The organism is Ciceribacter sp. L1K23 (genome assembly GCF_018122705.1).
Classification (GTDB): domain Bacteria; phylum Pseudomonadota; class Alphaproteobacteria; order Rhizobiales; family Rhizobiaceae; genus Allorhizobium.
In genome coordinates, this window is the sequence record NZ_JAGRRC010000001.1 from 3,272,820 (window position 1) to 3,299,282 (window position 26,463).

General features: G+C 61.0%; 28 protein-coding genes. 11 read left to right on the forward strand and 17 right to left on the reverse strand.

The window, feature by feature from the left end; translation table 11 throughout:
- Positions 1 to 29: 29 nt before the first annotated feature.
- On the reverse strand, positions 30 to 740 hold the full coding sequence (locus tag J5J10_RS15795) for an anti-sigma factor (protein ID WP_211930591.1): 711 nt from the start codon (positions 738 to 740) through the stop codon (positions 30 to 32).
- On the reverse strand, positions 737 to 1,276 hold the full coding sequence (locus J5J10_RS15800; RefSeq protein ID WP_211931269.1) for a sigma-70 family RNA polymerase sigma factor: 540 nt from the start codon (positions 1,274 to 1,276) through the stop codon (positions 737 to 739). The genes J5J10_RS15795 and J5J10_RS15800 overlap by 4 nt, the downstream gene beginning before the upstream one ends.
- A 162-nt stretch (positions 1,277 to 1,438) precedes the next feature.
- On the opposite strand from J5J10_RS15800, the gene argB reads away from it, so the two are divergent.
- Positions 1,439 to 2,326, forward strand: a complete 888-nt coding sequence (argB, locus tag J5J10_RS15805; RefSeq protein WP_208548341.1) for an acetylglutamate kinase — start codon at positions 1,439 to 1,441, stop codon at positions 2,324 to 2,326.
- Positions 2,327 to 2,344: 18 nt separating this feature from the next.
- On the opposite strand, the gene J5J10_RS15810 is transcribed toward argB, so the two are convergent.
- Entirely contained in the window at positions 2,345 to 2,899 is a 555-nt protein-coding gene (locus J5J10_RS15810) for a methylated-DNA--[protein]-cysteine S-methyltransferase (protein WP_211930592.1), read from the reverse strand.
- A gap of 40 nt (positions 2,900 to 2,939) precedes the next feature.
- Complete coding sequence (locus J5J10_RS15815; protein ID WP_211931270.1) at positions 2,940 to 3,854, reverse strand: EamA family transporter; 915 nt, start codon at positions 3,852 to 3,854, stop codon at positions 2,940 to 2,942.
- Between the two features lie 101 nt (positions 3,855 to 3,955).
- On the opposite strand from J5J10_RS15815, the gene J5J10_RS15820 reads away from it, so the two are divergent.
- Positions 3,956 to 4,675 (forward strand): pyrimidine 5'-nucleotidase, encoded by a 720-nt coding sequence (locus tag J5J10_RS15820; protein WP_208548339.1) that lies wholly within the window; start codon positions 3,956 to 3,958, stop codon positions 4,673 to 4,675.
- A gap of 107 nt (positions 4,676 to 4,782) precedes the next feature.
- The gene (locus J5J10_RS15825) at positions 4,783 to 5,454 is read left to right on the forward strand and encodes a calcium-binding protein (protein ID WP_211930593.1); all 672 of its coding nucleotides are present in this window, start codon (positions 4,783 to 4,785) and stop codon (positions 5,452 to 5,454) included.
- Between the two features lie 60 nt (positions 5,455 to 5,514).
- Here J5J10_RS15825 and J5J10_RS15830 read toward each other — a convergent pair whose 3' ends face one another.
- The gene (locus J5J10_RS15830) at positions 5,515 to 6,375 is read right to left on the reverse strand and encodes an LOG family protein (RefSeq protein WP_208548337.1); all 861 of its coding nucleotides are present in this window, start codon (positions 6,373 to 6,375) and stop codon (positions 5,515 to 5,517) included.
- Between the two features lie 200 nt (positions 6,376 to 6,575).
- On the opposite strand from J5J10_RS15830, the gene dapD reads away from it, so the two are divergent.
- From dapD to J5J10_RS15850, 4 genes are all read left to right on the forward strand, one after another.
- Entirely contained in the window at positions 6,576 to 7,433 is an 858-nt protein-coding gene (gene dapD, locus J5J10_RS15835) for a 2,3,4,5-tetrahydropyridine-2,6-dicarboxylate N-succinyltransferase (RefSeq protein ID WP_211930594.1), read from the forward strand.
- Between the two features lie 2 nt (positions 7,434 to 7,435).
- On the forward strand, positions 7,436 to 7,822 hold the full coding sequence (locus J5J10_RS15840; protein WP_211930595.1) for a DUF805 domain-containing protein: 387 nt from the start codon (positions 7,436 to 7,438) through the stop codon (positions 7,820 to 7,822).
- A 114-nt stretch (positions 7,823 to 7,936) separates the two neighbouring features.
- Positions 7,937 to 9,130 (forward strand): succinyl-diaminopimelate desuccinylase, encoded by a 1,194-nt coding sequence (gene dapE / locus J5J10_RS15845; protein ID WP_211930596.1) that lies wholly within the window; start codon positions 7,937 to 7,939, stop codon positions 9,128 to 9,130.
- Positions 9,117 to 9,713: a hypothetical protein gene (locus J5J10_RS15850; RefSeq protein ID WP_211930597.1), complete on the forward strand. Its 597-nt coding sequence runs from the start codon at positions 9,117 to 9,119 to the stop codon at positions 9,711 to 9,713. Before dapE ends, J5J10_RS15850 begins: the two co-directional genes overlap by 14 nt.
- A 6-nt stretch (positions 9,714 to 9,719) precedes the next feature.
- On the opposite strand, the gene truA is transcribed toward J5J10_RS15850, so the two are convergent.
- The 4 genes from truA to J5J10_RS15870 all read right to left on the reverse strand — a co-directional run bounded on the left by truA (position 9,720) and on the right by J5J10_RS15870 (position 13,597).
- Complete coding sequence (gene truA / locus J5J10_RS15855; RefSeq protein WP_211930598.1) at positions 9,720 to 10,478, reverse strand: tRNA pseudouridine(38-40) synthase TruA; 759 nt, start codon at positions 10,476 to 10,478, stop codon at positions 9,720 to 9,722.
- The gene (gene fmt, locus J5J10_RS15860) at positions 10,478 to 11,440 is read right to left on the reverse strand and encodes a methionyl-tRNA formyltransferase (RefSeq protein ID WP_211930599.1); all 963 of its coding nucleotides are present in this window, start codon (positions 11,438 to 11,440) and stop codon (positions 10,478 to 10,480) included. The genes truA and fmt overlap by 1 nt, the downstream gene beginning before the upstream one ends.
- A 40-nt stretch (positions 11,441 to 11,480) precedes the next feature.
- The gene (def, locus tag J5J10_RS15865) at positions 11,481 to 11,999 is read right to left on the reverse strand and encodes a peptide deformylase (RefSeq protein WP_211930600.1); all 519 of its coding nucleotides are present in this window, start codon (positions 11,997 to 11,999) and stop codon (positions 11,481 to 11,483) included.
- Between the two features lie 77 nt (positions 12,000 to 12,076).
- Complete coding sequence (locus J5J10_RS15870) at positions 12,077 to 13,597, reverse strand: globin-coupled sensor protein (protein WP_211930601.1); 1,521 nt, start codon at positions 13,595 to 13,597, stop codon at positions 12,077 to 12,079.
- A gap of 199 nt (positions 13,598 to 13,796) precedes the next feature.
- Between J5J10_RS15870 and rmuC the strand changes: the two genes are divergently transcribed.
- The 3 genes from rmuC (at position 13,797) to J5J10_RS15885 (ending at position 18,502) form a co-directional block, all read left to right on the forward strand.
- Positions 13,797 to 15,026 carry a DNA recombination protein RmuC gene (gene rmuC, locus J5J10_RS15875; protein WP_211930602.1) on the forward strand — a complete coding sequence of 410 codons (1,230 nt, stop codon included), beginning with the start codon at positions 13,797 to 13,799 and terminating at the stop codon, positions 15,024 to 15,026.
- A gap of 41 nt (positions 15,027 to 15,067) precedes the next feature.
- Entirely contained in the window at positions 15,068 to 15,967 is a 900-nt protein-coding gene (locus tag J5J10_RS15880) for a ribokinase (protein ID WP_211930603.1), read from the forward strand.
- Positions 15,968 to 16,177: 210 nt separating this feature from the next.
- The gene (locus tag J5J10_RS15885) at positions 16,178 to 18,502 is read left to right on the forward strand and encodes a methyl-accepting chemotaxis protein (RefSeq protein ID WP_211930604.1); all 2,325 of its coding nucleotides are present in this window, start codon (positions 16,178 to 16,180) and stop codon (positions 18,500 to 18,502) included.
- Positions 18,503 to 18,564: 62 nt separating this feature from the next.
- Here J5J10_RS15885 and J5J10_RS15890 read toward each other — a convergent pair whose 3' ends face one another.
- Positions 18,565 to 19,509 carry a nucleoside hydrolase gene (locus tag J5J10_RS15890; protein ID WP_211930605.1) on the reverse strand — a complete coding sequence of 315 codons (945 nt, stop codon included), beginning with the start codon at positions 19,507 to 19,509 and terminating at the stop codon, positions 18,565 to 18,567.
- Positions 19,510 to 19,661: 152 nt separating this feature from the next.
- Positions 19,662 to 20,021: a hypothetical protein gene (locus J5J10_RS22520; RefSeq protein ID WP_249116757.1), complete on the reverse strand. Its 360-nt coding sequence runs from the start codon at positions 20,019 to 20,021 to the stop codon at positions 19,662 to 19,664.
- A 90-nt stretch (positions 20,022 to 20,111) separates the two neighbouring features.
- Here J5J10_RS22520 and J5J10_RS15900 point away from each other — a divergent pair, with 90 nt between their 5' ends.
- The gene (locus J5J10_RS15900) at positions 20,112 to 20,369 is read left to right on the forward strand and encodes a DUF1150 family protein (RefSeq protein WP_208548323.1); all 258 of its coding nucleotides are present in this window, start codon (positions 20,112 to 20,114) and stop codon (positions 20,367 to 20,369) included.
- Between the two features lie 26 nt (positions 20,370 to 20,395).
- Here J5J10_RS15900 and J5J10_RS15905 read toward each other — a convergent pair whose 3' ends face one another.
- The 6 genes from J5J10_RS15905 to ybeY form a co-directional block, all read right to left on the reverse strand.
- Positions 20,396 to 21,121: a tRNA (guanosine(46)-N(7))-methyltransferase TrmB gene (locus tag J5J10_RS15905; RefSeq protein WP_211930607.1), complete on the reverse strand. Its 726-nt coding sequence runs from the start codon at positions 21,119 to 21,121 to the stop codon at positions 20,396 to 20,398.
- Positions 21,118 to 22,356, reverse strand: coding sequence for a methionine adenosyltransferase (gene metK, locus J5J10_RS15910; protein ID WP_208548321.1), 1,239 nt, complete (start codon positions 22,354 to 22,356; stop codon positions 21,118 to 21,120). Before metK ends, J5J10_RS15905 begins: the two co-directional genes overlap by 4 nt.
- Positions 22,357 to 22,522: 166 nt before the next feature.
- The gene (locus J5J10_RS15915; protein WP_208548320.1) at positions 22,523 to 22,939 is read right to left on the reverse strand and encodes a helix-turn-helix transcriptional regulator; all 417 of its coding nucleotides are present in this window, start codon (positions 22,937 to 22,939) and stop codon (positions 22,523 to 22,525) included.
- A gap of 150 nt (positions 22,940 to 23,089) precedes the next feature.
- Entirely contained in the window at positions 23,090 to 24,679 is a 1,590-nt protein-coding gene (gene lnt, locus J5J10_RS15920; protein ID WP_211930608.1) for an apolipoprotein N-acyltransferase, read from the reverse strand.
- A gap of 88 nt (positions 24,680 to 24,767) precedes the next feature.
- A complete protein-coding gene (locus J5J10_RS15925; protein WP_211930609.1) occupies positions 24,768 to 25,934 on the reverse strand; it encodes a hemolysin family protein in 1,167 nt (388 codons plus the stop codon).
- Positions 25,935 to 25,946: 12 nt separating this feature from the next.
- The gene (ybeY, locus tag J5J10_RS15930; protein WP_211930610.1) at positions 25,947 to 26,453 is read right to left on the reverse strand and encodes an rRNA maturation RNase YbeY; all 507 of its coding nucleotides are present in this window, start codon (positions 26,451 to 26,453) and stop codon (positions 25,947 to 25,949) included.
- Positions 26,454 to 26,463: the final 10 nt, after the last annotated feature.

Here is a 26,463-nt window from a genome sequence, read left to right on the forward strand (position 1 = left end):
TTTGAAACAACGTCGCTATTTTTGCGCCGTCAGAAACCGATCGGTCCGACGGCAATGACAGGCCCGGTTGCTCGACCGGTCGGCGAGCCACCAAGTGGTTCGACGCTGACGGCGAGCACGGCGCCGGCGGCAAGGTCGCGGCGCAAGTTTGTGGGGACAGCCAGTTCGCCCTCTCCCGTCTGCGGAAGGACGCCCAGGGAGCGAGGCGCGCCGGAGCCGATGATCAGCCAGAGCTCGAGAGATCTCTCGGTGCCATCGCCGGCTGCGACCGGTGTAACGCTCAGCCGGCCGGATCGTTCATCGTAGCGCGCCAGCAGATTGACAGCACCATCCTCACCGGCCATTTCGGCAACGAGAGGTGCCGGTTCCGGTGCCAGGCGCGGAGCCACAGCGAAGGCTGTGAAGGCCGCCAATCCGGCGACACCGGCAAGCGAGAGGCCGCGCCAAAACGGCAGGGACTGCCAAACTCTTGTCCAGACAGAAGCAACGACTACCGACCCAAAGAGCCGAGCCTCGATCTGCGCGAAGGTCTGGGCCGGGACTGGCTCTTCCGCGTAGGTTTCGCTGAACTGTGAGAGGTTCTCTTCCCAGCGCCAGACGATGGCGGCGAATTGCCGGTCGCGACGCATGCGCTCCTCGACCTCACGCCTGGCGTCCGTATCCAAGGCACCCAGAACGTATTCACCCGCCAGCACCTCGTCGCGGGATCGATCGCCCTTGCTCTGGTCCGGCCCTGTCATGTCTCCAAACACTCTCTCAATTTCAGCAGGCTGCGACGGAGCCACGTTCTCATTGTGTTCAACGGCACTTCGAACCGATCGGCGAGCTCCTGATAGCTCAGTCCCTCGACATAGGCGTATCGTACCGCCTGCGCGCGCTCAGATTCCAACTGTTCCATGCACCTGTCAATGCGCTTTCCCTCGCTCGATATAACCGCCACCGTTTCCGGGTTATGGCCGGGATCGACGAGGTCTGCGGCTTCCTCGATCGTTGACGCCGGCCGGCGCACCACCCGCAGCCGGTCAATGCAATAGTGCCGGGCGATCGAACACAACCAGGCCATGGGGCTAGCACTGGTCCCTGCGAAGGTGTCCGCGCGCTGCCATATGCGCACGAAAACCTCCTGGAGGGCATCCTCGGCTTCGGCCCGATCTCGCAACATACGAATGCAGACGGCAAAAAGTTTCGGTCCAGTCTCCCGATAGAGACCGGCAAACGCGTCGCGATCCTTGAGGGCGATCCGCCCCAGGAGCGCTGTCAAGTCGGCAGACATCAGCTCGCGTCCTCTTCCCGGGCACGCCACCGCCGGCGCACGCCGCTACCTGTAGGCTACGAGGACGGGAGCGGGATGGATCATCCGCGCGTTATCTTCAGCCGCGATTATTCCATCGCGGTGGAGTTTACGCTAAAAGGCCGCGACAAACACAAGGGATGTTCCATGACCGCTTCGGAAGGTGAAATCCAGGCACGGCTGCTCGCCCAGGCGCTGCCTTACATGCAGCGCTACGAGAACAAGACGATCGTCGTGAAATACGGCGGCCACGCCATGGGCGATTCCGAGCTCGGCAAAGCGTTCGCTGCCGATATCGCGCTGCTCAAGCAGTCGGGTGTCAATCCGATCGTAGTGCATGGAGGGGGCCCGCAGATCGGGGCGATGCTGACGAAGATGGGCATCGAATCGAAATTCGAGGGCGGCCTGCGCGTCACCGACCAGAAGACGGTCGAGATCGTCGAGATGGTTCTCGCGGGATCGATCAACAAGGAAATCGTCGCCCTGATCAACCAGACCGGCGAATGGGCAATCGGGCTTTGCGGCAAGGACGGCAACATGGTCTTTGCCGAGAAGGCCAAGAAGACCATTACCGATCCGGACAGCAATATCGAGAGGGTCCTCGATCTCGGGTTCGTCGGTGAGGTGGTCGAGGTCGACCGTACCCTGCTCGACCTGCTCGCCAAGTCCGAGATGATCCCAGTGATCGCGCCGGTGGCTCCGGGCCGCGACGGACATACTTACAATATCAACGCCGATACGTTTGCCGGCGCGATCGCGGGCGCTCTGCGTGCTACCCGCCTGCTCTTCCTGACCGACGTTCCAGGCGTGCTGAACAAGAACGGCGAACTGATCAAGGAACTGTCCGTGTCCGAAGCCCGCGCGCTGATCAAGGATGGGACGATCTCCGGCGGCATGATCCCCAAGGTCGAAACCTGCATCGACGCGATCAATGCGGGCGTTCAGGGCGTCGTCATCCTGAACGGCAAGGTTTCGCACGCCGTGCTGCTCGAAATCTTCACCGAAGGTGGCGCGGGCACGCTCATCGTTCCCTGAGGACCAGCCCCGGTTCCGTCAGAGCGCGAACAGGCCGACGGGGCGCATCTTGCCTTCGTGGCGCAGGAGCCATTTCTTGCGCCACAGGCCGGCACCATAACCGACAAGGGATCCGTCCGATCCGATGCAGCGATGGCACGGGATGACGATCACGATGGGATTGGCGCCATTGGCCTTTCCCACCGCGCGCACCGTTTCCATCCCGCCGACATTCCTGGCAATATCGCCATAAGAGCATGTCTCGGCGAGCGGGACCTTCAGCAGTTCGGACCAGACCGCTTTCTCGAACTCACTGCCGGCCGGACTGAGCGGGACAGAGAAGTCGCTGCTCTCGCCAGCGAAATAGGCCTCCAACTCCTGACCGATCGTCGATGTGACCGAATTTCCTTCCGGGCGCACCTCGCCTTGCCCATATCGAGACAGGGTCGCCCGGTCCTCGACTTCACTCTTCCGTTCAAAGAAGGAAAGGACACGCAGATGTGTGTCGTCGGCCACGGCGACAATGTCGCCGAGCGGTGAGGCAAACCACTGGGAAAACAAGGGCTGTCGGCAAACTTCAACGACGGTGTTCATCAGACAATCATAAGCCCATGATGCATCGTGGGCAACGCGATCACAGCAGAAGCAGCGCCAGAATGCCGAGTACGATCAGGAGGCAGCCGGCCAGTTCCAGCGCGTTGATCTTCTCCTTGAAGACGAAGACTGAGGAGGCGAACGTGAAGAGCATCTCGATCTGAGCCAGCGCCTTGACCACGGCAACCTGTTGCAGCGTCATGGCGGTGAACCACCCAAATGACGCCGTAGCGCCGACAAAGCCGACGAGCAGGCCGACACGTCTTGCCTCGACGACGCGACGCAGCTCATCCGGATCGTACCTCACCATCCAAATTAACATCGCGACGGCCTGGATCACGATCACGACGACGAGCGTGTAGCTCGCCTGCATGACAGCATCCGGGTGCGGCAGGCTGGACGCGAGAGCCAGCGACGCCTGGCGGTAGGCAATGCCCGAAATGCCGAACAGGAAACCAGACATCAGACCAATGCGGGCGGTTCGGCTGGCCACAGACGTCAGCAGCGACGCCGGCGTGACCGCGGTCCGGGCGACGGAGATCAACATGACGCCCACCACCGAAATGACGATCGCCGCGATGACCGACCAGCCGATCCCCTCGCCGAACAGAAGCAGGGCGATGATCGCCGCCTGTGCGGGCTCCGTCCGGGAATAGGCGGTACCAACCGCGAAGTTGCGGAAGGCGAAAAGATGCACCAGCAGGAAGGTTGCCGCGATCTGGGCAAAGGCGCCGACGATTGCCCATAGCCCGAAGGACGCATTCGGAACGGGAAGCGGCCGACCGAGCGTGAGGTGGAGAACAGCCAGGTAAGCGAGCGCGAACGGCACACCGTAGCCGAAGCGGACAAAGGTAGCGCCGGTCGTGCCCATGCGTCCCTTCAGATGCTTCTGCAGGGCGGAGCGGAGGTTTTGCAGGAAGGCGGCTGCGACTGTGACGGGGATCCAGAGTTCCATGACAGCGGGCATACACCCGCCCCGACCCGTCGCCAAGGCCGGTTCGATCGTGAACGGTCCGGTCCCTTTTCTTTGCCCGCCGATCCGTGCATAACCGCCGGATGACCAACGCCCTCAGCACCACTGCCAATTCCGCCGACTTCGCCCATGTTACCGACTGGGTGTTCGATCTCGACAACACGCTCTATCCGCATCACATCAACCTGTTCGCACAGATAGACCGGAACATGACCGGGTTCGTGGCTGAACTGCTGCAACTGGAGCATGACGAAGCGAAGAAGCTGCAGAAGCAGTATTATCATGACCACGGGACGACGCTGGCGGGTCTGATGCTGCATCACGGCGTCAAACCCGACGCTTTTCTGGAGCGGGCTCACGCAATTGACTATTCGGCGCTGCTGCCGCATCCCGAGCTTGGTCGGTCGATCAAGGCACTGCCAGGGCGCAAATTCATATTTACGAACGGCACCGTGAAACACGCAGAAGCGGCGGCCGGGGCGCTTGGCATTCTCGATCACTTCGACCACATCTTCGACATTGTCGCGGCCGACTACGTGCCGAAGCCGGCCGGCAGCACATACGACAAGTTTCTGAACCTCAACCGCGTCGACACGAAGAACGCGGCGATGTTCGAGGATCTGCCGCGCAATCTCACCGTTCCCAAATCGCTTGGCATGCGGACGGTGCTGCTCGTGCCGCGCAATCTGGAAGATACCGTCCTCGAAAGCTTCGAGCGCGCGGACGCCAGCGATACCCAGGACGCGATCGACTACATCACGGACGATCTGACAGGGTTCCTGCAATCCATTCTGCTCCGCTAACTTTCGCAAAAGCTTACGAAAGTTTCATCTGCCTTACGGATGTTTAAGTAGGTCCGGCGATCTGCGGCTCCTATGCTCGTTTTCAGCAACGAGGAAAGGAATGGATCATGACCAAGACAAAGCTGATTATCGCGGGTATCGCCGCTAGCCTTGCGGTTGGCACATCGGCAGTGGCCTTTGCCGCGCCTGAAGGCAACGGACCTATGAAGGGTCAGGCCAGGGCCGCGATGTTTGTCCACATGCTGCAGCAGGCCGATACCGACAAGAATGGCCAGATTTCGCGTGACGAGGCGAACGCCGCGGTCGACAGGCTGTTCGTCGCCATCGATGCCGACAAGGACGGGTCACTAACACCGGGCGAGCTTCGCAAACATCGTCAGGCGATGATGCAAGACTGGCGCGAAGAACGCGACGAATGGCGGGCGCAGCGCCAGGATGACCGGGCCGAGCGCCGGCAACAGCGACGCGAGGAGCATGCAGGTCGCCATGGAGAAGGCAAAGACGGCGGACCTCGCTGGGGCTGGAACCGTTCCGAGGACGGACCCCGACATGGCTGGCGTGGCGAAAATGGCCCGCAGCAGGCCGCAGGCAAGGGTCACGGCGGACCCGGTCCCATGGGCGGGCGGATGATGCGTCAGGCCGACGTCGACGAGAACGGGCAGATCAGCAAGCCGGAGGCCCTTGCCATGGCCGACAAGATGTTCGTTCGCATGGATCGCAACGATGATGGTGTCATCTCTGCCGACGATTTCCCGAAAAATCCTGGCTGGCTGCGCTAATTCCACCGTTCGCAGTCAGAAGTAGGAGCTGCTCGCCGCAAGGCGGGCGGCTTCTTCCGTTCAGTGTTCGTAGTAGTCGCTGATGATTTTCCAGGCCTGTTCCGCCGTCTCGGCGAAGTTGAGCAGGGCAACGTCCTCCGGCGCGATGGTGCCGAATTCGGCCAAGGCCTCAAAATTCACGATCCCACGCCAGAAGGCTTCACCAAAGAGGATCAGCGGGATCGGCGCCATGCGCTTGGTCTGGATAAGGGTCAATGATTCAAACAGCTCGTCGAGCGTGCCAAAGCCACCCGGAAAAATCGTGATCGCCTTGGCACGCATGAGAAAATGCATTTTGCGGATGGCGAAGTAGTGGAAGTTGAAGCTGAGGTCCGGCGTGACAAACGGGTTCGGCGCCTGTTCGTGCGGCAGTACGATGTTGAGACCGATAGAGGGTGCTGCGACCTCGGCGGCGCCGCGATTGCCGGCCTCCATCACGCCGGGGCCACCACCGGTGACAACCACGTATTCGCGGTGATCGTGCGTGGCGGAATGCTCGGAGCAGAGGCGGGCGAATTTGCGCGCCTCCTCGTAGTAAACCGAGGCGGCCTCCAGGTTTTTCCGCTGGACGTCGTTTCGTGCGGCCCAGGCGGACTGGCCAGGCGCCGGGATGCGCGCGCCGCCAAACATGACGACCGTGGACTTGATGCCCTTTTCGGACAGGATCATTTCCGCCTTGAGAAGCTCGAGCTGCAAGCGGACCGGACGCAGCTCCTCGCGGCACATAAAGTCGTCGTCGGCATAAGCGAGGCGATAGGACGGCGACACGGACTGAGGGGTCTTCGGAACAACCGAGGCGCTCCGGCGGTCTTGCGAACTGTCTTTCAGAGGGTCCCACACCCCATCCTTGCGTCTTGGTTCGCCGTTTCTTGCCTTTGCCATTCCCATGCCTTTCAGATGCGTCAATCACGGGCTCACATCTGGCCATCCGTCATTGACGCCTTGAAACCAGCCGTGTCCGCAGAAACGACAACGCCGGCGACGGGGATATGTTTTCATCCCCGTGCGAATGCGCTAGAGCAGATCGCCGGTCCGATTGCCGTCCGAACCTGACGATAGACAACGAAGTTTAAGGAATTCCCATGAGCGCCACGGAACACTCCGCTCTCGAGCACGTCATCGAAGCCGCCTTTGACAATCGCGACACCGTCAACACGTCGACAAAAGGCGAGGTCCGCGACGCTGTCGAGTCAGCGCTCGAGCTGCTCGACAGCGGCAAGGCGCGCGTCGCCACACGCGGCGACGACGGAAACTGGACCGTGCACCAGTGGCTGAAGAAGGCGGTGCTGCTTTCCTTCCGCCTCAATGACATGGAGGTCGTTCCCGGCGGCCCGGGCGCATCCACGTGGTGGGACAAGGTGCCTTCGAAGTTCGAAGGCTGGGGCGAAAACCAGTTCCGCGCTGCCGGCTTCCGCGCCGTGCCAAACGCGGTGGTGCGCCGCTCGGCCTATATCGCGCCGAACGCGATCCTGATGCCCTCCTTCGTCAACCTCGGCGCCTATGTCGGCAAAGGCACGATGGTCGACACCTGGGCTACCGTCGGCTCCTGTGCCCAGATCGGCAAGCATGTACATCTGTCGGGTGGCGTCGGCATCGGCGGGGTACTGGAGCCGATGCAGGCCGGTCCGACGATCATCGAGGACAATTGTTTCATCGGCGCCCGTTCGGAAGTGGTCGAGGGCTGCATCATCCGCGAGGGATCGGTGCTTGGGATGGGCGTCTTCATCGGCAAGTCGACCAAGATCGTCGACCGCGCGACCGGTGAGATCACCTATGGCGAAGTGCCGCCATATTCCGTGGTCGTCGCAGGCTCGCTGCCGGCCGACAAGCCGATGGCAAACGGCAAGCCGGGTCCCGCGCTCTACTGCGCCGTGATCGTCAAGCGCGTCGACGAGAAGACACGTTCAAAGACCGGCATCAACGAACTTCTGCGGGACTGATAATGACGGCTGCGGTGGCCCGGCAAGCGAGTATAGGATGGCTGTTCTTCAGCCCGTCCGGCAGGGCGGGGCGGCAGGTGTTCATCCTCGGCTGGCTGTTCTGGATGATGGTGAATTCCTACACGTTGACCAAGGCGACGCTGTCGCAGGACGAGGACGGCACCATGCCCGTCTGGGGCTTCGTCTTCATCGTCAGCGTCGTGCTCTCCGTCGCCTCGGCAATTATGATGACCATCAAACGGCTTCACGACGTCGGACTTCCCGCTCCGGTATCGGTGTTGATGGTGGTGCCGATCCTCTCGTTTGTTTTCCTGTTCGCGCTTTGCCTCTGGCCCTCGTCACCCGGCTCCAACAGGTTCGGACCGAAAACGGACTGGCCGCAGTCCTGATCCCGGTGACGAGACCCTTTCTGTCGCAGGGCTCGCCGGATGACAGAGGCGAGCCAATCGGATAAACCTCCGAACGACCTCCCGGCCCGTTTGACCCCCAGCTTCGTGAACGTCATGGCATCCCAAGATCCGATCGAGAATCTGCAGACCCTCATACGCTGCCCATCTGTGACGCCGGCTGAAGGCGGCGCACTGTCCGCTCTTCAGTCGATGCTTGAGCCGCTCGGCTTCGCGGTTTCCCGGATCATCGCAACCGATGCGAATACGCCTGACATCGAGAACCTCTATGCGCGTATCGGCAGTGAGGGACCACACCTGATGTTCGCGGGCCATACCGATGTGGTGCCGCCAGGCGCGGAGAGCGACTGGAGCCATCCGCCCTTTGCGGCGGAGATTGCCGACGGCATGCTCTACGGGCGTGGCGCCGTCGACATGAAAGGTGGGATCGCCTGCTTCGTTGCGGCTGTTGCGCGGGTGATCGCACGGAAGGGACAGCCGGAGGGATCGATCTCGCTTCTGATCACCGGCGACGAGGAAGGTCCGGCGATCAACGGCACGATCAAGCTGCTGGAATGGGCGGCGGCAAAGGGCGAGCGCTGGGATGCCTGCCTTGTTGGCGAACCGACCAATCCGGACCAGTTGGGCGACATGATCAAAATCGGACGACGCGGTTCGCTCTCCGGCACCATTACGGTGCAAGGTGTGCAGGGCCATGCGGCCTATCCTCATCTCGCCGACAATCCGGTACGCGGCATCATCCGGCTTACCGAAGCGCTGATGCATCCGCCCTTCGACCACGGCACGGACAATTTCCAGCCGTCGAATCTGGAGGTGACGTCGATCGATGTCGGCAATCCGGCGACGAACGTTATTCCCGCCAAGGCGACGGCGCGTTTCAACATCCGCTTCAATGACACATGGACGGCGGAGAGCCTGCAGGCGGAAATAGAGCGTAGGCTGGCAAAGGCGGCAGCCGACACTACGCTTCGACCAGGCCGGGAACCCGTTCGCTATGAACTCGCGTGGGCCGAGCGTCCCAGCCACGTCTTCCTGACTCGAGACGATGCGTTGATCGGGTCACTCAGCCAGGCGGTCGAGGCCGTCACGGGATCAACGCCGAAGCTGTCGACGACAGGCGGGACATCCGATGCGCGCTTCATCAAGGACTACTGCCCGGTCGTGGAATTTGGCCTGGTGGGGCAGACCATGCACATGGTGGATGAACGCGTCGCGGTCGCCGACCTCGAAACGTTGACGCGGATCTACGAGACCTTCATCGAAAACTGGTTCGCGCATGCCGGGCGTTAGGGAAGTCCAGCATTACCTGACAGGGCTCTGGCTGCTGCTCTGGCAAGATCCGAAAGGTTTCCAGCATCTCGATCTCAGCGACAGGGGCACGCTGCGCTCGTTCTGGTCAATCGTCTACGCCCTGCCGGCCATTGCTATCTCCTGGTTATGGTTGCGCCGCGGCTATCTCGCCTCAATGCCCGAAGGAACGAGCGCCGACGCGCTCTATTTCTTCCGCCTGGCACTCGTTGAGGGGCTCAACTGGATCGTGCCGCTCGTGCTCGCGGGCGTGCTTGCCTGGGCGATCGGCATCGGCTCGCGTTACTCCGCTATCGTGACGGCCGTGAACTGGCTAACCCTGCCGTTCAGCTACGCCTACGCGTTTCTCATACTGCTTTTGATGATCGCGCCGATGCTCAGCGGTTTGGTGGCGTTGCTGTGGCTTTTCCTGCTGCTGGCCCTCATCGGCGTTTACATGCGCGTCCTGCAGATGATCTGCGACGGCCATCTGCTGACCGCAGCGGCGACGACCCTGCTTCTTCTCGTTCCCTCGATACTTCTTTCCGATATCGTCGAACGGTTTCTCGGCGTCTATCCGGGCTGACTTGTGTCAGTCCTCGTCGCCGGGATAGTCGACCTTCATGAAGTAAAGCCCCTCGGGCGGAGCCACCGGACCGCAGGCCGCCCGATCGCGGGCTTCCAAGGCGGCACGCACCTCACCGACACTCATCCTGCCCTCGCCCGCAAGCTTAAGCGTGCCGGCGAACGAGCGTATCTGGTTGTGGAGGAAGCTCTGGGCGGATGCGCGGATCTCGATCAGATCGCCGCTGCGCGACACGTCGAGCCGATCGAGCGTGCGCATCGGGCTCTTTGCCTGGCAATGGGCCGAGCGAAAGGTCGTAAAGTCGTGGTGGCCGACGAGTTGCTGCGCCGCCTCGTGCATCTGTTCGTGGTCCAGCGGTTTTGGCACCCACCATGCGCGGTTGGCCTCGATGGCTAGGCGCGAAGGCCGACAGATGATGCGGTAGAGATAATGGCGGCGGCGGGCCGAGAACCGAGCATCGAACTCGTCCGATACTTCGACAACATCAACGATCGATACTGCTTGCGATGCCAAGGCAAGATGCGCGTTCAGGGCATTCCTGAGCTTGTAAGGTACCCAGGTGCGGGAAAGATCGGCGTGGATGACCTGACCCCGCGCATGCACGCCGGAATCGGTGCGGCCGGCAGCGCGGATCGATACCGTCTCTGCGGTCAACGAGAGGATCGCCGTCTCGACGGCTTCCTGGACGGAGAGCCCGTTTTCCTGCCGCTGCCAACCGACATAGGATGAGCCATCATATTCGACCGTCATGCGGTAACGGGGCATCAGACGAGCCTCGTGCCGGCCGGAACCGGCGTTCCCCGCAGGAATTCCGCCGCGTCGAGTGGTTTGCCGCCAGCCTTCTGAAGGCGCGTCAAAGCGACGGCGCCATCAGCACAGGCCACGACCAGCCGTCCGGCCGAGGCGGAAACGATCTCTGGATCGAGCACCTCTCCAGGGATCCCCTTCGCCCCTTCGAGCTGTTCGCTGGCGAGAACTTTGACGCGCTCCGGCCGTCCGCCGAGATCAACCTCGAACCAGGCGCCGGGAAAGGGTGAGAGCCCGCGGATGCGGTCGTGGACTTCGCGGGCCGGACGATTGAAATCGATCCGTGTTTCGCCCTTGTCGATCTTGGCTGCGTAGACGACCCCCTCTTCCGACTGAGGTACCAAAGGCAGGTTGCCCGCCTCAAGCCTTGCCATCGCCTCGACCATAGCCTCGGCACCGGCTTCCATCAGGCGGTCATGCAATTCTCCCGCGGTCATATCAGGCGAGATCGCCAGCCGGCACGTCAGAGCGACGGGGCCGGTGTCGAGGCCCTTCTCCATCTTCATGACCATCATGCCGGTTTCCGCGTCGCCAGCCATGATCGCTCTTTGGATGGGAGCGGCACCACGCCAACGTGGAAGAAGCGAGGCGTGGCCGTTATAGCAGCCGAGCCTCGGCGCCGAGAGCACGGCCTCCGGCAGCAGCAGACCATACGCCACCACAACGGCGACATCGGCATCGTGCGACCGGAATACCTCGCGCTCTTCCTCGCCTTTGAAGTTCAGCGGCGTATGCACGGGTATCCTGAGCGCCTCGGCCGCCAGATGAACGGGCGATTTCTGCAAATCAAGGCCGCGGCGGCCACCGGGCCGGGGCGGCTGGGTATAGGCGGCTACGACATTGTGTCCAGCCTTCACCAAAGCCTGAAGCGTCGGGACGGAGAACTGCGGCGTTCCCATGAAAACGATACGGAGAGCCATGCCCACCTCGGTTGCTCGTCGCCAAGACGCGACGATGCTGTCAGAGCTTGCCGCCGGACTTCGCGGCCTTGGTGAACTTCTTGATCACCATCTCACGTTTCAGCCGGGAGATGTGGTCGATGAAGAGTACACCGTTCAGGTGATCGATCTCGTGTTGCAGGCATGTCGCCAGCAGACCGTCTGCTTCGGTGACGATTTCCTTGCCATCACGATCGAGCGACTTGACCGTGACCTTCGCAGGGCGCTCGACTTCCGCGTAGTAGTCCGGGATCGAAAGACATCCCTCCTCGTAGACCGAGCGCTCGTCGGAAGAGGCTATGATCTCCGGATTGATGAAGACCAGCGGCTCGCGAGGATCTCCCTCGCGGGACACGTCGATGACCAGCATGCGACGGGGGATCCCGATCTGGATCGCAGCAAGACCGATCCCTGGCGCGTCGTACATCGTCTCGAGCATGTCGTCGGCGAGTTTCTGCAGGTCCGTGTCGACACGTTCAATCGGCGCGGAAACCTGGCGCAGGATGGGATCTGGAAGAATGATAATAGGCTTGATCGTCATGGCCATCCCTTAGCCGATCTCTTCGCGCTATGGAATCGAAAAACGCCTGTCACGGAAGCGCCGGGGGCGCCTGCGGATCAGGCAGCGCGAGCGGATAAAGCGCGGCGCGTTCCCGATCCCTTAAGTTCCCCACCGCGCGGTTCCTGACGCGTCCTGAGATCACCGAGCAGAGCGACCAGATGCGCCACTTCGCTACGTAACCGTTGCGTTTCATGCGACGTCTGACCGACCATATCGGCGTTCTGCTGCGTCAATTCGTCGATGTTGCGCGTGGCTAGATTGACGTCGTTCAGCGCCTGGGCCTGATCGCGGGCCGATGTCGCGATGTCCGACACGATCGTATTGATCGCCGTGATGCGTTCGATGATATCGGTGAGAGCCGAGCCAGTGTTGCTGACAAGATCGACACCGACGTTCACCTGGTCGCTGGACTGGGTGATGAGCGCCTTGATCTCCTTGGCCGCATCGGCGCTGCGCTGGGCCAGCGAGCGAACTTCCTGCGCGACGACAGCAAAGCCCTTGCCGGCGTCGCCAGCTCGGGCCGCCTCGACGCCGGCATTCAATGCCAGAAGGTTGGTCTGGAAGGCGATTTCATCGATAACGCCAATAATCTTGGAGATTTCGCTGGCGGACCGCTCGATCCCGGCCATCGCCTCGATGGCCTTGTCAACAACGGCGCCCGAACTGCGCGCCTGATCCTGAGCATCCTTGACCACAGCGGAGGCGCGCTGGGCATTGGAGGCCGTCTGGCTGACACTCACTGACAGCTGCTGCAGGGCGGTTGAGCTCTCCTGAAGTCCTGCGGCCTGACGGTTTGTCCGATCGGCGAGATTCCCCGATGTGCCCGCGATGTTCTCCGTGCCGTCGAGTATTTCCTCGGATGCCCGACGAATTGCGGCAAAGGATTCGTTCAGCCGTTCGACGGTCTGGTTGTAGTCGACCGCCATCTGGCGGAAATTTTCGGGCAGATCGGTGGTCATCTTCGATTCGAAATCGCCGCGCGCCAGAGCCTCCAGACCCTTGCGAAGGTGATCCATCGCCACCTTCTGGTCCGCCTCGTATCGCTGGCGGTCCTGTTCCAATTGCTGGCGCTGCTGCTCCAGCGCCTCGAGATAGACCGATATGGAGTAGTCCATATCGAGCATGGATGCCTTGACCAGCGCGCCGAGTTTCCGGCTCAGCGCTTCGGCGTGCCTGCGGCCGAAGCGAAACGGCCAGTGCTTGTGCAGAACCCGGTCGATCAGCCCGACCAGCAGCATCGAATAGCCGCCAATGTACCAGCGGGGTTCCAAACCCGTGCGGGCATGCGCCCGACCTATGGATGTGACGCCATCGACATAGGCACGATCGAATCTGCCACTCGCAACCTTACCCCAGTGTCCAACCTGCGCATTCTTCGCCGCCGCCATGTGGCTGCCGTCGCGGAAGAATCGGGCGAGTCGCGGATGCGCGCCTACCTTGGCGTAGAAGGCATCGAGCACCGGGCCGAGCTCTGTATCGAGCGTCGGTCGCAATTCCGTCAGGGTCTCGCAACTCTTCTCGTCCAGATCAAGAAACGCCAGGCGCTCCGATAGCGCTTGATCCTGCAGGTCATTCATCGCTTCAATCTCTCAAGAGTTATGCGGCCGCCATGCCGAGCCCTCAAGATGCTGAACGACCGGTAAATAACATATAAAGAACCCTATGAAATTTATGGCTTGGGGATAATCGGGGCGACAGGTCGCCGGATTGCCATGCCAGCAGCCTCCGTTCTTGTTTTGATCTGTTGTCTGAGCGCGAATCTGATAGGGTGCCGGCATGAACACGCAGCAACTCTTCCTCGACCTTCCGATCCTCAGGATCGGCGATCTCATTCTTACGGCCGGACACCTTCTGCTGGCGGCCGCAATTCTAGTCACTCTGACGATCGCGACTATATTGTTCGTGCTGCGCGGTGCTGCGAGGTCTAGAGCGCTCGCCGCTGAGGAGGCGCTACGCAGGGAAGCGGCGGCGGAGGCGCGGATGGCTGAGCTTCTGAAGATCCAGTCGGAGATGCAGGGACGCATCTCTGCCATGACCGAGGTTTTCAGCAGCCGGCAATCCGAGTTCAACCAGCGCCTTGACGGCATGGCCGGGCGGATCGGCGCGACGATCACAGAACAGACAAAATCGACCCACGAAAATCTGCGCCACCTGCAAGAGCGACTGGCGGTCATCGACGCAGCACAGAACAATATCCAGTCGCTGGCCAAGGACGTCGTCGGCCTTCAGGCGATTCTCTCCAACAAGCAGACCCGCGGCGCCTTCGGGCAGTCGCGCATGGAAACGATTGTCGCGGACGGCCTGCCCATGGGCGCCTATGCTTTCCAGACGACGCTCTCGAACGGATCGCGTCCGGACTGCACCATCCGAATGCCGAACAACTCGCCGCCGCTGGTGGTGGACGCCAAGTTTCCCCTGGAGGCATGGAATGCCATCCGCGATGCGCAATCGTCGGACGAAAAGAAAACGGCCAGCCAGCAATTCCGCCGGGATATCGAGGTTCATATCAGGGACATCTCCGAAAAGTATTTGATCGCCGGGGAGACGCAGGAGATGGCGTTCCTTTTCGTGCCGTCGGAATCGATCTTCGCCGAGATCCACGAGAACTTTGAAGGGGTCGTACAGAAGGCGCACAAGCAACGCGTCGTCATCGTCTCTCCTTCCCTGCTCATGCTGTCGATCCAGGTCATCCAGGCGGTTTTGAAAGACCAGCGGATGCGTGAGCAGGCGCACCTCATACAGGGCGAGGTGATCCACCTGATGGAGGACCTGGCAAGGCTGGACGACCGGACGCGCAAGCTTCAGAGTCATTTCCTGGCCGCCCAGAAGGACGTCGACATGATCCTGACCTCGGCCGACAAGCTCAACAGGCGTGGTGCGAAAATCGAGGCGCTGGAGTTCGAGTCGGCGGGTGGCAAGACCTCTGGTGGTGACGGGGGTGGCGCGCCACCAAGCGTCGAAAGCCGGACCGGAATGCTGAAGCTCAGAGTGGTTGACGACGAGTGATCCTTGTCGAATAACTCCTGCCGACAACTAAAGGCGCGCGCATGATCACTGTTTTCGGCTCCATCAACATGGATCTCATCGCAACCAGCGAAAGATTGCCCCAACCGGGCGAAACGGTTGCCGGCAAGACTTTTTCGACGGCGGCAGGCGGCAAGGGTGCGAACCAGGCGCTGGCTGCCACGCGCGCTGGCGCGAAGGTCAGGATGGCGGGTGCTGTCGGACGAGACGGATTTGCCGATGACGCGCTGGCGCTGCTTGCAGAGGCCGGTACAGACCTGTCCCTAGTAAAGAAGGTGGATAAGCCTACAGGCACGGCACTCATCTTGGTCAGTGCTGATGGCGAGAACATGATCGTCGTCGTTCCGGGTGCCAATGGCGATGTGAATGGCGATGATGCGGAGAAGGCGATCGGGAAGCTTGGTCATGACGATATCCTGATGTTGCAGCTGGAGGTGCCGACGGAGGCCATCGACAAGGCCCTTCGTCTCGCGCGCGACAAGGGTATCAAGACGATCCTCAATATCGCACCGCTGACACCGGACGCGGCGAGGCTGGCACGGCTTGCTGATATCGTCGTCGCCAATGAAACGGAGTTCGAGCGACTGGCTGCACGAAGCGGGATGAGCGCCGAGGAACGCCGACATGAACTTTTGCGCGTCCATCGGGAAACCCGCCAAATCGTGGTGGTGACGCTCGGAGCTGACGGCGTCATCGCGGCGAAGGACGGTGATCTCGTTGCGGTACCCGGCCTTGAGATCGTGCCCGTCGATACCGTGGGGGCGGGCGACACGTTTTGCGGCTATCTCGCCGCTGCCGTCGATCAGGGACTGGAATTCAAGACCGCTCTGCGTCGGGCCGCCGTCGCGGGTTCCCTGGCCTGCCTGAAACCCGGCGCACAGCCGGCCATCCCCACCTCGGACGACGTCGCCGCGCGCCTTTAGATCCCCTTTGCGCCATCGCATGTCGCACTGCAGAAAAACCAGCGAATGCAGCGCTTTTGGATGCCTGCCGTTCAAAGACTTTTAAGGACTGCTGCATAGCCTCGCGGCGGGTTCATCCCTCGCATGTCTTCCGTTCGGCTCCATGAAGGGGCGTTCAACACACCGCATCCGAATTTCCGGAACCGCGGCGCCGTCGCTCGAGGCAAACCGATGCTTTTCAAGAACATGTCAATTGCAACCAAGCTTCTCGTCGTCACCGGGCTCGCGATCGCGCTGGTTCTGGTGTTTTCTAACCTCGTGTTGATTTCCCAAACACGCGATCGTGTCGAGGTCCTGACGATGGACCAGGCTCGGATCGAAGCGAAAGCGATCGCTAATGAAGTCGCGGCCGACGTCGGCGCGATGGCGAGCGCCGCGCGCTCCATGGCCGGTGTCATCGGTCGCGGACACGAAGGGCAGTCCTTCGACCGGAAGGGCGCAGTTAATATCCTCAAGGCCAATGTCGAGCAAAATCCGTTCGCTTTTGGCAGTTGGTTCTGCGAGGCTGAGAAGGCCTTTGATGGCAAGATGGAGGAACTGGCGGGCCAGACCGATCTCGGCACCAACGACAAGGGCGTCTTCACCCCTTACTGGTCGAAGACACAGGCCGGCGGCATTCAGTTCTCGACATTCAACAATGATTATGCTGCCGAGTGGTACAAGCTGGCGGCGGATTCCGGGAAAGGCGCCATCACCGCGCCGTACCTGGCCGAGGGTACGGAAGTTCCAACGACGATGAGCTCGATCGCCTATCCGGTGATGTCCGCCGGCAAGATGATCGGCGTCGCGGGCGTTGACATCTCGCTTCTGTCCCTGTCCAACAAGCTGAAGGCGATCAAGCCGTTCGGCAATGGTCGCGTGCTGCTGGTCGCACAAGGCGGTCAGTGGCTGGTGGCGCCTAATGACGACCTTCTGATGAAGCCCTATGAGGAGGCGGGCGCGTCTGTGCTGACGGCCGCGCTTTCCGGCGGTCAGAGTGAACTTTTGGCCGACTTGGAAGGAGCCGACGGAGCAAGCTTCGACCGGCTTATCTATCCGTTCGCGGTGCCGGGCGTGAACACCACCTGGGCCGTCATCGTCGACGTGCCGAAGAGCGCGATCAGCGGACCGGTCAATGCGCAGACCCAGTTGATGGTCGTCGGCGGATTGATCGTCCTGCTGGCGGTCGTTGCCGCACTCTGGGCTGCCGTGCGGAGTTTCGTGCAGCGGCCACTGCACGGCCTCATTAGTTCGGTCAACACACTCAGCAATGGTCGCTATGAAGAGCCGGTTGCAAGCCAGGATCGCGCTGACGAAATTGGCCTCGTCGCGAAGTCGCTCGAAGGCTTCCGCCACCGGCTTGCCGACGCCCGTGTTCTGGAAGGCGAGACGCTTCGCCAACGGGAGGCCGCCGAAAAGCAGCGGCATCAAACCGAAGCAGAGCGCGAGGCATCCGCCGCGCAGCAGCAACATATCGTCTCCGTGCTCGGCAGCGGCCTCGCGGCTTTGTCCGAAGGACAGCTTACCTATCGGATCACCGAGGAGTTCCCAGCCGAATATGCAAAGCTGCGTTCCGACTTCAATGCGACGGTCGCGAGCCTTGAGGAAACCCTGAAGGCTGTCAGCGTAGCGGTAAACAGCATCAACAGCGGCACCGGGGAGATCAGCCGTGGCGCCAACGATCTCTCGAAGCGGACAGAACAGCAGGCGGCAAGCCTCGAGGAGACGGCGGCGGCGCTCAACGAACTTACCGAGCAGGTCAATTCGAGCGCCGACAATGCCGACACCGCGGCAAAGACCGTCAACCTCGCCTGCCGCGACGCGGAGGCCTCCGGAGAGGTTGTAAGCCGCGCCGTGGCCGCCATGAATGGTATTGCGCAATCATCCCAGGAAATTTCGCGGATCATCAGCGTTATCGACGAGATCGCGTTCCAGACCAACCTCCTGGCGCTGAACGCCGGCGTTGAAGCAGCCCGCGCCGGTGAAGCCGGCAAGGGTTTTGCCGTCGTCGCACAGGAAGTACGTGAGCTCGCCCAGCGCTCCGCTCAGGCGGCGAAGGAAATCAAGACGCTGATCAACACCTCCGGTTCTCAGGTCTCCGAAGGAGTGGAACTCGTCGGCCAGGCCGGCAACACGCTGCAGAAGATCGCCGAACAGGTCATGCAGATCAACGGCCTGGTGCTACAGATTTCGGCATCCGCGAGCGAGCAGGCCGTGGGGCTCAAGGAAATTAATTCGGCGGTCAACCAGATGGATCAGGTGACGCAGCAGAATACGGCGATGGTGGAGGAAACGTCCGCCGCGAGCCAGATGCTGAATGCCGAGGCGGAGAACCTGAAGTCGCTGATCACGCGGTTCCGCGTCAGCGATGCATCCATGACCGCTGGGCTGCAGACAATGGCGACAACACTGCGGTCGGCGGCGGACCGTTCTGTCCCTGTCCGCACGGCCTCCCGCCCGGTCGTACGGCCGGCAGTGGCGAACGCCAAAGTCGCCGAGGACTGGGAAGAGTTCTGAGAAGCTACCAGGTTGACCAAGGACCGAAGGGTCGCCGACAATCGGCGACCCTTCTCTTTTGGTCAGATGCGGGAAAACCGGTCGGTCAACAGAGCGAAGAATCCGTCCGAATCGACATTGCGCATGACACGGGCATTGGCCGGGCGTCCGGATACACGCCACCAGTCGACAACCGTCATGCCCATGGTCAACTCCGACCCGGTCTCGATCTCAACATTGCAGTCACGGCCGGAGAAAAGCTCGGGCTGAAGCAGATAGGCGATAACGGTCGGATCGTGCAGAGGGCCGCCGTCTGAGCCGTATTTTTCCTCGTCGAAACGCTCGAAGAACTCCAGCCATTCCACCATCACCTTCGCCGGACGAGTGCCGATGGCGGCGATGCGGGACACACGCGCCTTGGTCGTCATCAATTGATGCGTGACGTCGAGCGGCATCACGACCAGCGGCACTCCCGAGCGGAAAACGATCTCCGCCGCATGGGGATCGACATAGATGTTGAACTCTGCGGCTGGCGTAATGTTACCGCCCTCGAAATAGCCACCGCCCATCATGACGATCTCCCGGATGCGCGGCGCGACATCAGGCGCGCGCTCAAGAACATTGCCGATATTCGACAGCGGGCCGAGTGTGCAGAGCGTTACCGTTCCAGCCGGCTCCTTGCGCAGGGTCTCGATGATGAAGTCCACCGCGTGCTCGGACTGCACCGCCATGGTCGGTTCAGGCAATTCGGCTCCGTCGAGGCCCGTCTTGCCGTGAACGTGCTCGGCCGTCACCAGATCGCGGCGCATCGGCCTGTCAACACCTTCATATACCTTGACATCGGTCCGGCCGCACAGTTCGCAGACCACCCGGGCGTTGCGGCTCGTCAGCCGGAGCGGCACATTGCCCGCGACGACTGTGATGCCGAGGATTTCCAGTTCGCCCGGGCTCGCGAAGGCGAGCATGATCGCGGCGGCGTCATCCTGTCCTGGATCGGTATCGATGATGATCTTTCTGGGTGACGTCATGGGTGCGTTTCCTGGCTCGCAAAAGTGGCCTGAAAATCACCGGGAGCGACATTTGTCAAGTTTGGCCTACACTTGCAGCAGAGGCGGACGCCGCCCATATAGCGACTGAACGATCAGCCCCTCGCGCGACACCAGAGGCATTCATGGCAGGATCACGAGATCAATCGGCACCGCGGCGGGTCCTCGCCTTTGGTCGTCTGGTGATCGAAGCCCGGCGGGGTGACGGTTACCCTCCCTATGATATAGAGCGCCTGCCGGACGGTGCAGGCGTGCGACTGCGGCTGACGATAGCCGTCGCGGGCTTCGATGCTTCGGAACTCGACATCCAGATCGCCGGCGGCGAGCTCGTCATCCGCGGGCGCCATGAAGATCGAGGAGAAGCCGACTATCTTTTTCGCGGTATAGCCGCGCGACAGTTCCAGCGGACATTCCTGCTTCCTCCAGGTGCGGATGTAGCCTCCGCGCGCCTCTCTAGGGGTCTCCTGGCGATCGAACTGGTCGAGCCCGATCATGTCGAAACGGTGCGAAAAATTAACATTTCCCGGTCAAAATGATCATCAACGGCCTGATGTGCCGTTGCTCCCACACCGTGGAGGATCGGAATGTTATTGAGAGAAGTTACTGCCCGGCTGACGCAATCCGAACTGGCGCATCTCGGCTCAGGCGAAATCGGCTACATCCGGAAAATGCGCTCGGAGGAAGTGGCCCGCTGTTTCCCGGAAGCGCCTGATATCGATCCCAGCCTCGATCTTTGGGCACTGTTCGGAGCGGACGGCACCCCAATCCTGTTGACCGACAACCGGTCCAGCACGTTCTACAAGGCCGCCGAAGACGAGTTGAAGACAGTCAGCCTGCACTGATATCAGCGAGGCTGCGACTGACAGTGTCATTCGGCCTGATCAACCCGTTCGAATGTGAGGTAGGCTGAAGAGCGGCCTTCACGTCTGGCCTTGGCTTCGTATCGCGTGCCAGGCCACCCGGCGAAGGCCGTCAACCAGTCCGAAGACTGCCGCGCCGTCCAGGCGAAACCACCATGATCGCGACAGTGAATCAACACCCAGTTCACGTAGGTGTCGATGTCTGATGCAAAGCAGAACAGACCGCCAGGCTTCAATACCCGGTGGAAGCGGTCGAGGTTGACCTGCGAAACAAAGCGCCGCTTCCAGTGTTTGCGCTTCGGCCATGGGTCGGGGTAGAGAAGATCGATCTGGTCGATACAGCCGTCTGGCAACCAGTCCAGCAATTCGGTGGCATCATCATCGTAAACACGAATATTGGTGAGTCCCTTGTCCTCGACACTCGCCAGAAGCTTGGCCATCGAGTTGACGAACGGCTCGACGCCGATGAAGCCGGTGGCAGGCTCGGACGATGCCCTGTGGACAAGATGTTCGCCACCGCCAAACCCGATTTCGAGCCGAATCCGCTCGACGGGCCGCGGAAACAGGTCCGCCAGGTTTTCAGGCGTCTCCGCAGACAGATCGACTTTCAGCGCAGGCAGGACAGTCTCCATGCGCCCGACCTGCTGCTCGCGCAAAGGCTTGCCTTTGCGGCGACCGAAGAAGGCCTCGGTCGCCCGTGTGCGGCGGACTTCCCCGTCCGAAGAACTGCTCACTGCTTGACCGCGTCCTTGAGGGCTTTCACGAGGTCGAGCTTCTCCCAGGAGAAGGAACCGTCGCGTCCGGCCTTGCGACCAAAATGACCATAGGCCGAGGTCTTGGCATAGATTGGCTTGTTCAGGTCAAGATGGCGTCGGATACCCGTCGGCGACAAGTCCATGACGCTGCGGATCGCCTTTTCGACCTGTTCCTCGGTGACCTTGCCGGTTCCATGAAGATCGACGTAGATCGCCAGCGGCTGGGCAATGCCGATCGCGTAGGCGATCTGGATCGTGCAGCGGTCGGACAGACCGGCCGCGACAACGTTCTTGGCAAGATAACGGGCGGCATAGGCGGCAGAACGGTCAACCTTCGTGGTGTCCTTGCCGGAGAAGGCGCCACCGCCGTGGGGCGCAGCTCCGCCATAGGTGTCGACGATAATCTTGCGTCCGGTCAGGCCAGCATCGCCATCAGGACCGCCAATGACGAACTTGCCGGTCGGGTTGATGTACCACTTGCAGTCGGCCGCGATCTTCAGGTCACCGAGAGCCTCGCGAATGTAGGGCTCGACAACCGTCCGCACCTTCTTGGAATCCCAGTTTTCCTCGAGGTGCTGGGTCGAGAGAACGATGGAGGTTACCTCAGACGGTTTGCCGTCGACATACTTCACTGTGACCTGGCTCTTTGCGTCCGGGCCGAGCTTCGCAGCGTCGCCCTCCCCCTTCTTGCGGGCAGCGGAAAGTAACTGCAGGATCTTGTGCGCGTAGTAGATGGGCGCAGGCATGAGATCCGGCGTCTCCCGGCAGGCATAGCCGAACATGATGCCTTGGTCGCCGGCGCCTTCGCTGTTGTCGTGATCAGCCGCCTTGTCGACGCCCTGAGCGATATGGGCAGACTGAAAATGCAGCAACACGTCGATCTTCGCCGTCTTCCAATGGAAACCGGACTGCTCGTAACCAATATCGCGGATAGCCTTGCGGGCGGCAGACTTGAACTTCGACGGGTTGATGACATCCGCTCCGTTCTTGTCCTTCTTCATCAGGCTCGGGGGAAGTCGCACCTCACCCGCTATGACAACCTTATTCGTCGTCGCCAGGGTTTCGCACGCCACGCGGACGGTCCAAGGATCGACACCGGTCTTGGCCGCTTCCCGATAGACCAGATCAACAATCTCGTCGGAAATGCGATCGCATACCTTGTCGGGATGCCCTTCCGAAACGGATTCGCTGGTGAAAAGATAGTTCGCGCGCATGCGGGATTCCCCTCAAAGAACAAGCCATGATCTTGTTAGTCATTTCAATGCCGAAAAACAAGCGCACAACGACATAAATATGTCTTTATATCCTTTCTTCATCGTTGATTTCAGGCATAAAAAAAGCGGCCGGTAAGGCCGCTTCTCAAGAAATCCGCGCGCGGGTCTATTCAGCGTCCGCCTCGGCGGCCAGCGTCTTGACCAGTTCGACCAGCCGACGCCGCACCTTGGGATCGGTGATCTTCACAAAAGCCCTGTTAAGCTGCAAACCCTCCGAGGAGGACAGGAAGTCGACCACGTAGTTCGAGCTCGAGGCTTCCGCCATGCCAGCGCCAGACGCCTGATCACCAGGCGCATCCTCGAAGAAGAACGATACCGGCACATTGAGAATGCTGGAGATATTCTGAAGTCGGCTGGCACCAACGCGGTTCGTGCCCTTCTCGTATTTCTGGATCTGCTGGAAGGTAATGCCCAGGCTTTCACCCAGCTTTTCCTGACTCATGCCGAGCATGGTGCGCCGCAGCCGAATCCTGCTCCCGACATGAATGTCGATCGGGTTCGGCTTCTTCTTATTTTCGATCATGATTTGATCCTGACAAATGGTTTGCATCCGATACCAAAACCCGCGTTGCTTGCAGGTGAGTCAGAACGAGGCGCAGCGAAAGCGTCAAGAACTCGAAGCATAGTGGCAGATTTCCGGCGGCATCCACTATGCAATTTTAGGGGTTTTTGGTCAATTCTTCCGGGAAATAAAACTAAGGCGGGAAACCACGGCGACCAACAACAAAAAAGAAATTATCAACCAGAAGTTACGTTGACGCCCACTAAAGTTCTGAACGGAAACGTTAAGTAAACTTATCGTTGTATCGATAGCACCTTTGGCATGGCGCTTCAAACCAGAAATAATCCGGCCGCGAGCATCGACCGCAGCTGAGATACCATCGTTGGCCGCGCGAATCAGCGGCAGGCCAGTTTCCACGGCCCGGACGCGGGCCTGCTGAAAATGCTGGTAAGGACCGGGCGTCGCACCGAACCAGGCATCGTTGGTTACGTTGAGGATTGCGCCTGCGTCGTCGGAAACGTCAGCCATCTCCTGCGGAAAAATGACTTCGTAGCAGATCAGAGGGTAGAGCCTTCCACCCGCCGGCAGATCGAGAAGGCTGCGCTGGACGCCCGCCGAAAAGCCGCCCGGCAGGCTGATAAGGTTGTCGACGCCCATCCCCCGCAGCACGCCCTCAAAGGGAACATACTCGCCGAACGGCGTCAGGTGAGTCTTGTCTGAGGCGCCGATGATCTGGCCCTTGTCATCGACGATGTAGATCGAATTATAGTAACGCGGCGGCAGCCCCGCTCCGCGATCCTCGGCCCGTACCGCACCCGCCAGCAATGTCTGCCCATCATCGAGCGCATCGGCGATGCGGGTCAACGCATCAGGATTTTCCGTCAGGATGAAAGGCACAGACGTCTCCGGCCAGACGATCACGTTCGGCTTTGCGCCCCCCTCCGGCGGCGGCGCGGACGTCAGCCGCAGCAGATCAGAAAATATCTCCTCGCGGTCGGCATTTTCCATCTTCCGGGCCTGATCGACGGCGGGCTGCACCAGGCGGACCGTCAATGTCTCGTCCGTCTGCTGGTCTGGTCGGGCAAGCACCCATATGCCATAACCGAAATGCGCGAGGGCGAGAGTGAGCGCCACCGTCAAGCCGATCCGCCTACCTTTGCCCGTCCCCACCAGCGCGGGAGCCGCAAACACAAAGACCGCGAGAGCGGAGACTCCGTAGACGCCAATCAGCTGCGCCGACTGCATCATCAAGGGCACAGGCATCGCGCCATAACCGATAGCATTCCATGGAAAGCCGGTGGCAACGAAGCCACGAAGCCATTCGGCCGTACCGAACGCTGCGGCGAGCGCCGCGATCCGCCCTACACCGTCCGACCACAGGATTTTAGCCGCGAGCGTGGCAAGTCCGTAGAAAATGGCGAGCACCGCCGGCAGACCCAGGACTGCCAAGGGCAGAGCCCACGCAAATTCGTCGGCTTCGACAAGAAGAGCTCCGCCCAGCCACCAGAGCCCAGCAACGAAATAGCCGAAGCCAAAACTCCAGCCGATGAGAAAGGCGGTTCGGTAGCCTTGTGAAAATCCTTTGTCGGGATTTCCGGTCGCACCGTCGAGAAGCCAGACCAGGACCGGAAAGGAAACGAACAAAATCGCGACGAAACTGATCGGAGGAAGCGCCAGGGCGGCGAGCGCACCCACCAGGATAGCGAGGAGCACCCTCCGAAAACCCCACGTCAGCATGATCCTGCTTGCCAGCCGGTCCATGCGGCACCCCTTCCGTCCAACGAATCACCGGCGGCAGTCTTTCAAAAAAACGTCAGCCTGTCTCCCGCCGGGCATTCGGCTCGGCGGTTCAGGTGCTGGCGTTGGCCGCCGGCATGGACTGTTCCACCTTGTCTTCCGGCGCAGCGTCCTCGCGTCCCGCCGCTGGCTGGTTCTCACTCTCACCTTTCGACAGGCGCCGGCGTACGGCGAGGCGCTTGCGGATGATACGAATGCGCTTGATTCGGCGGGGGTCTGCTTCAAGGATATGGAACTCGAATCCGGGCGTTGCCTGTACTACCTCGCCCCGGACCGGAATTCGTCCAAGCGTGGCGAAGATCAATCCGCCGAGAGTGTCGATGTCATCGAGTTTATCGCGGATATCGAAATCCGGACCGATCGCGTCGGCGATCTCCTCGAGTTCGATGCGGGCGTCGGCAACAAAGACATCTTCCGATATCCGCGTGAACATCGCCTCTTCGTCGTCATGCTCGTCATCGATATCGCCGACCACCATTTCCACGATGTCCTCGTGGGAAACGAGGCCGTCGGTGCCGCCATATTCGTCGATGACGAGGGCGATCTGTGTCCTGGCAGCCTGCATGCGCTGCAAGAGGTCGGATGCGTGCATCGACGGCGGAACGAAGAGGATCGGCCGAATGATCCCGGCTTCCGACACGGGCTTGAGGAGGTCGACACGCCCAAGGTCAAAGGTCGCGCGAGGCGCACGTGCCGGCTTTTCCGCCTTCGCGGCAGCATCCGCGGGTCGAGAGGCCGGACGTCGCTTGTTGCGCGCCTGTTTTGTCACGTAAGCGAGCAGATCGCGCAGATGGACCATGCCGCGGGGATCATCCAGCGTGTCGGAATAGACCGGCATGCGCGAGCGCCCGGTTTCCTCAAACGCGGTCATCAGATCGCCGATCGTCATGCTTTGATCGACCGCATCGATATCCGCCCGGGGGACCATCACGTCCTCAACCCTGACTTCCCGGAAACGCAGGATGTTGTTCAACATCGCTCGTTCTTCCGGAGAAAAGACGTCGCCAATGCCGGGGTCCGCCAACAAAGCGTCGGTCAAGTTCTCGCGGAGAGAAGAGGCCTGCTGCGGCCGGAGGAGCCGGGCGGCTCGGGTCCAGAATGAGGTGATGGCACGCGCGGCGGGTTCCGGCCTGCCGGTACTACTACTGGAACCGTCGTCGGAAGAAGTGTCGCCGGTCTCGCTAGCCTTGGAGGCCGTTTTCGTCGAATAGTCGTTCATCGTTCCAAACTGTCAGACAGGGTCCTGCCCTGCATAGGGATCAGATAGGCCAAGTTGGGCCAAAATGCGAGTCTCCAGTCCTTCCATGACCGAAGCCTCTTCGTCGTTCATGTGATCGTAGCCGAAAAGATGCAGGAATCCATGGACGAGAAGATGCGAGAGATGCTCATCGAAGGTTTTTTCGAGTTCCGCTGCTTCCCGCTCCAAGGTTTCCCGCGCCATCACGATGTCACCTAGCATCGGGCCCGGCATCTTGCCGGGTTGAAGCGGGAAGGCAGGAAAGGAGAGCACGTTGGTCGGCTTGTCCTGGCCACGCCACTCGCTGTTGATTTCACGGATCGACGCGTCGTCGGTGAACACGAGCGAGAGTTCCGGCGGCTGTTTCGGCAGGGGCTGCCTCTCGCTCTCGACAAGATAGCGAAGGGCGGTGGCCAACACGCGCTCGCCTAGCGCACGCAACGACGCCTCCTCCGGCCAACCGTCGTCCTCGACGGCAATCTGCAAGTCCAGTTCGGTCATTCCAATAGCC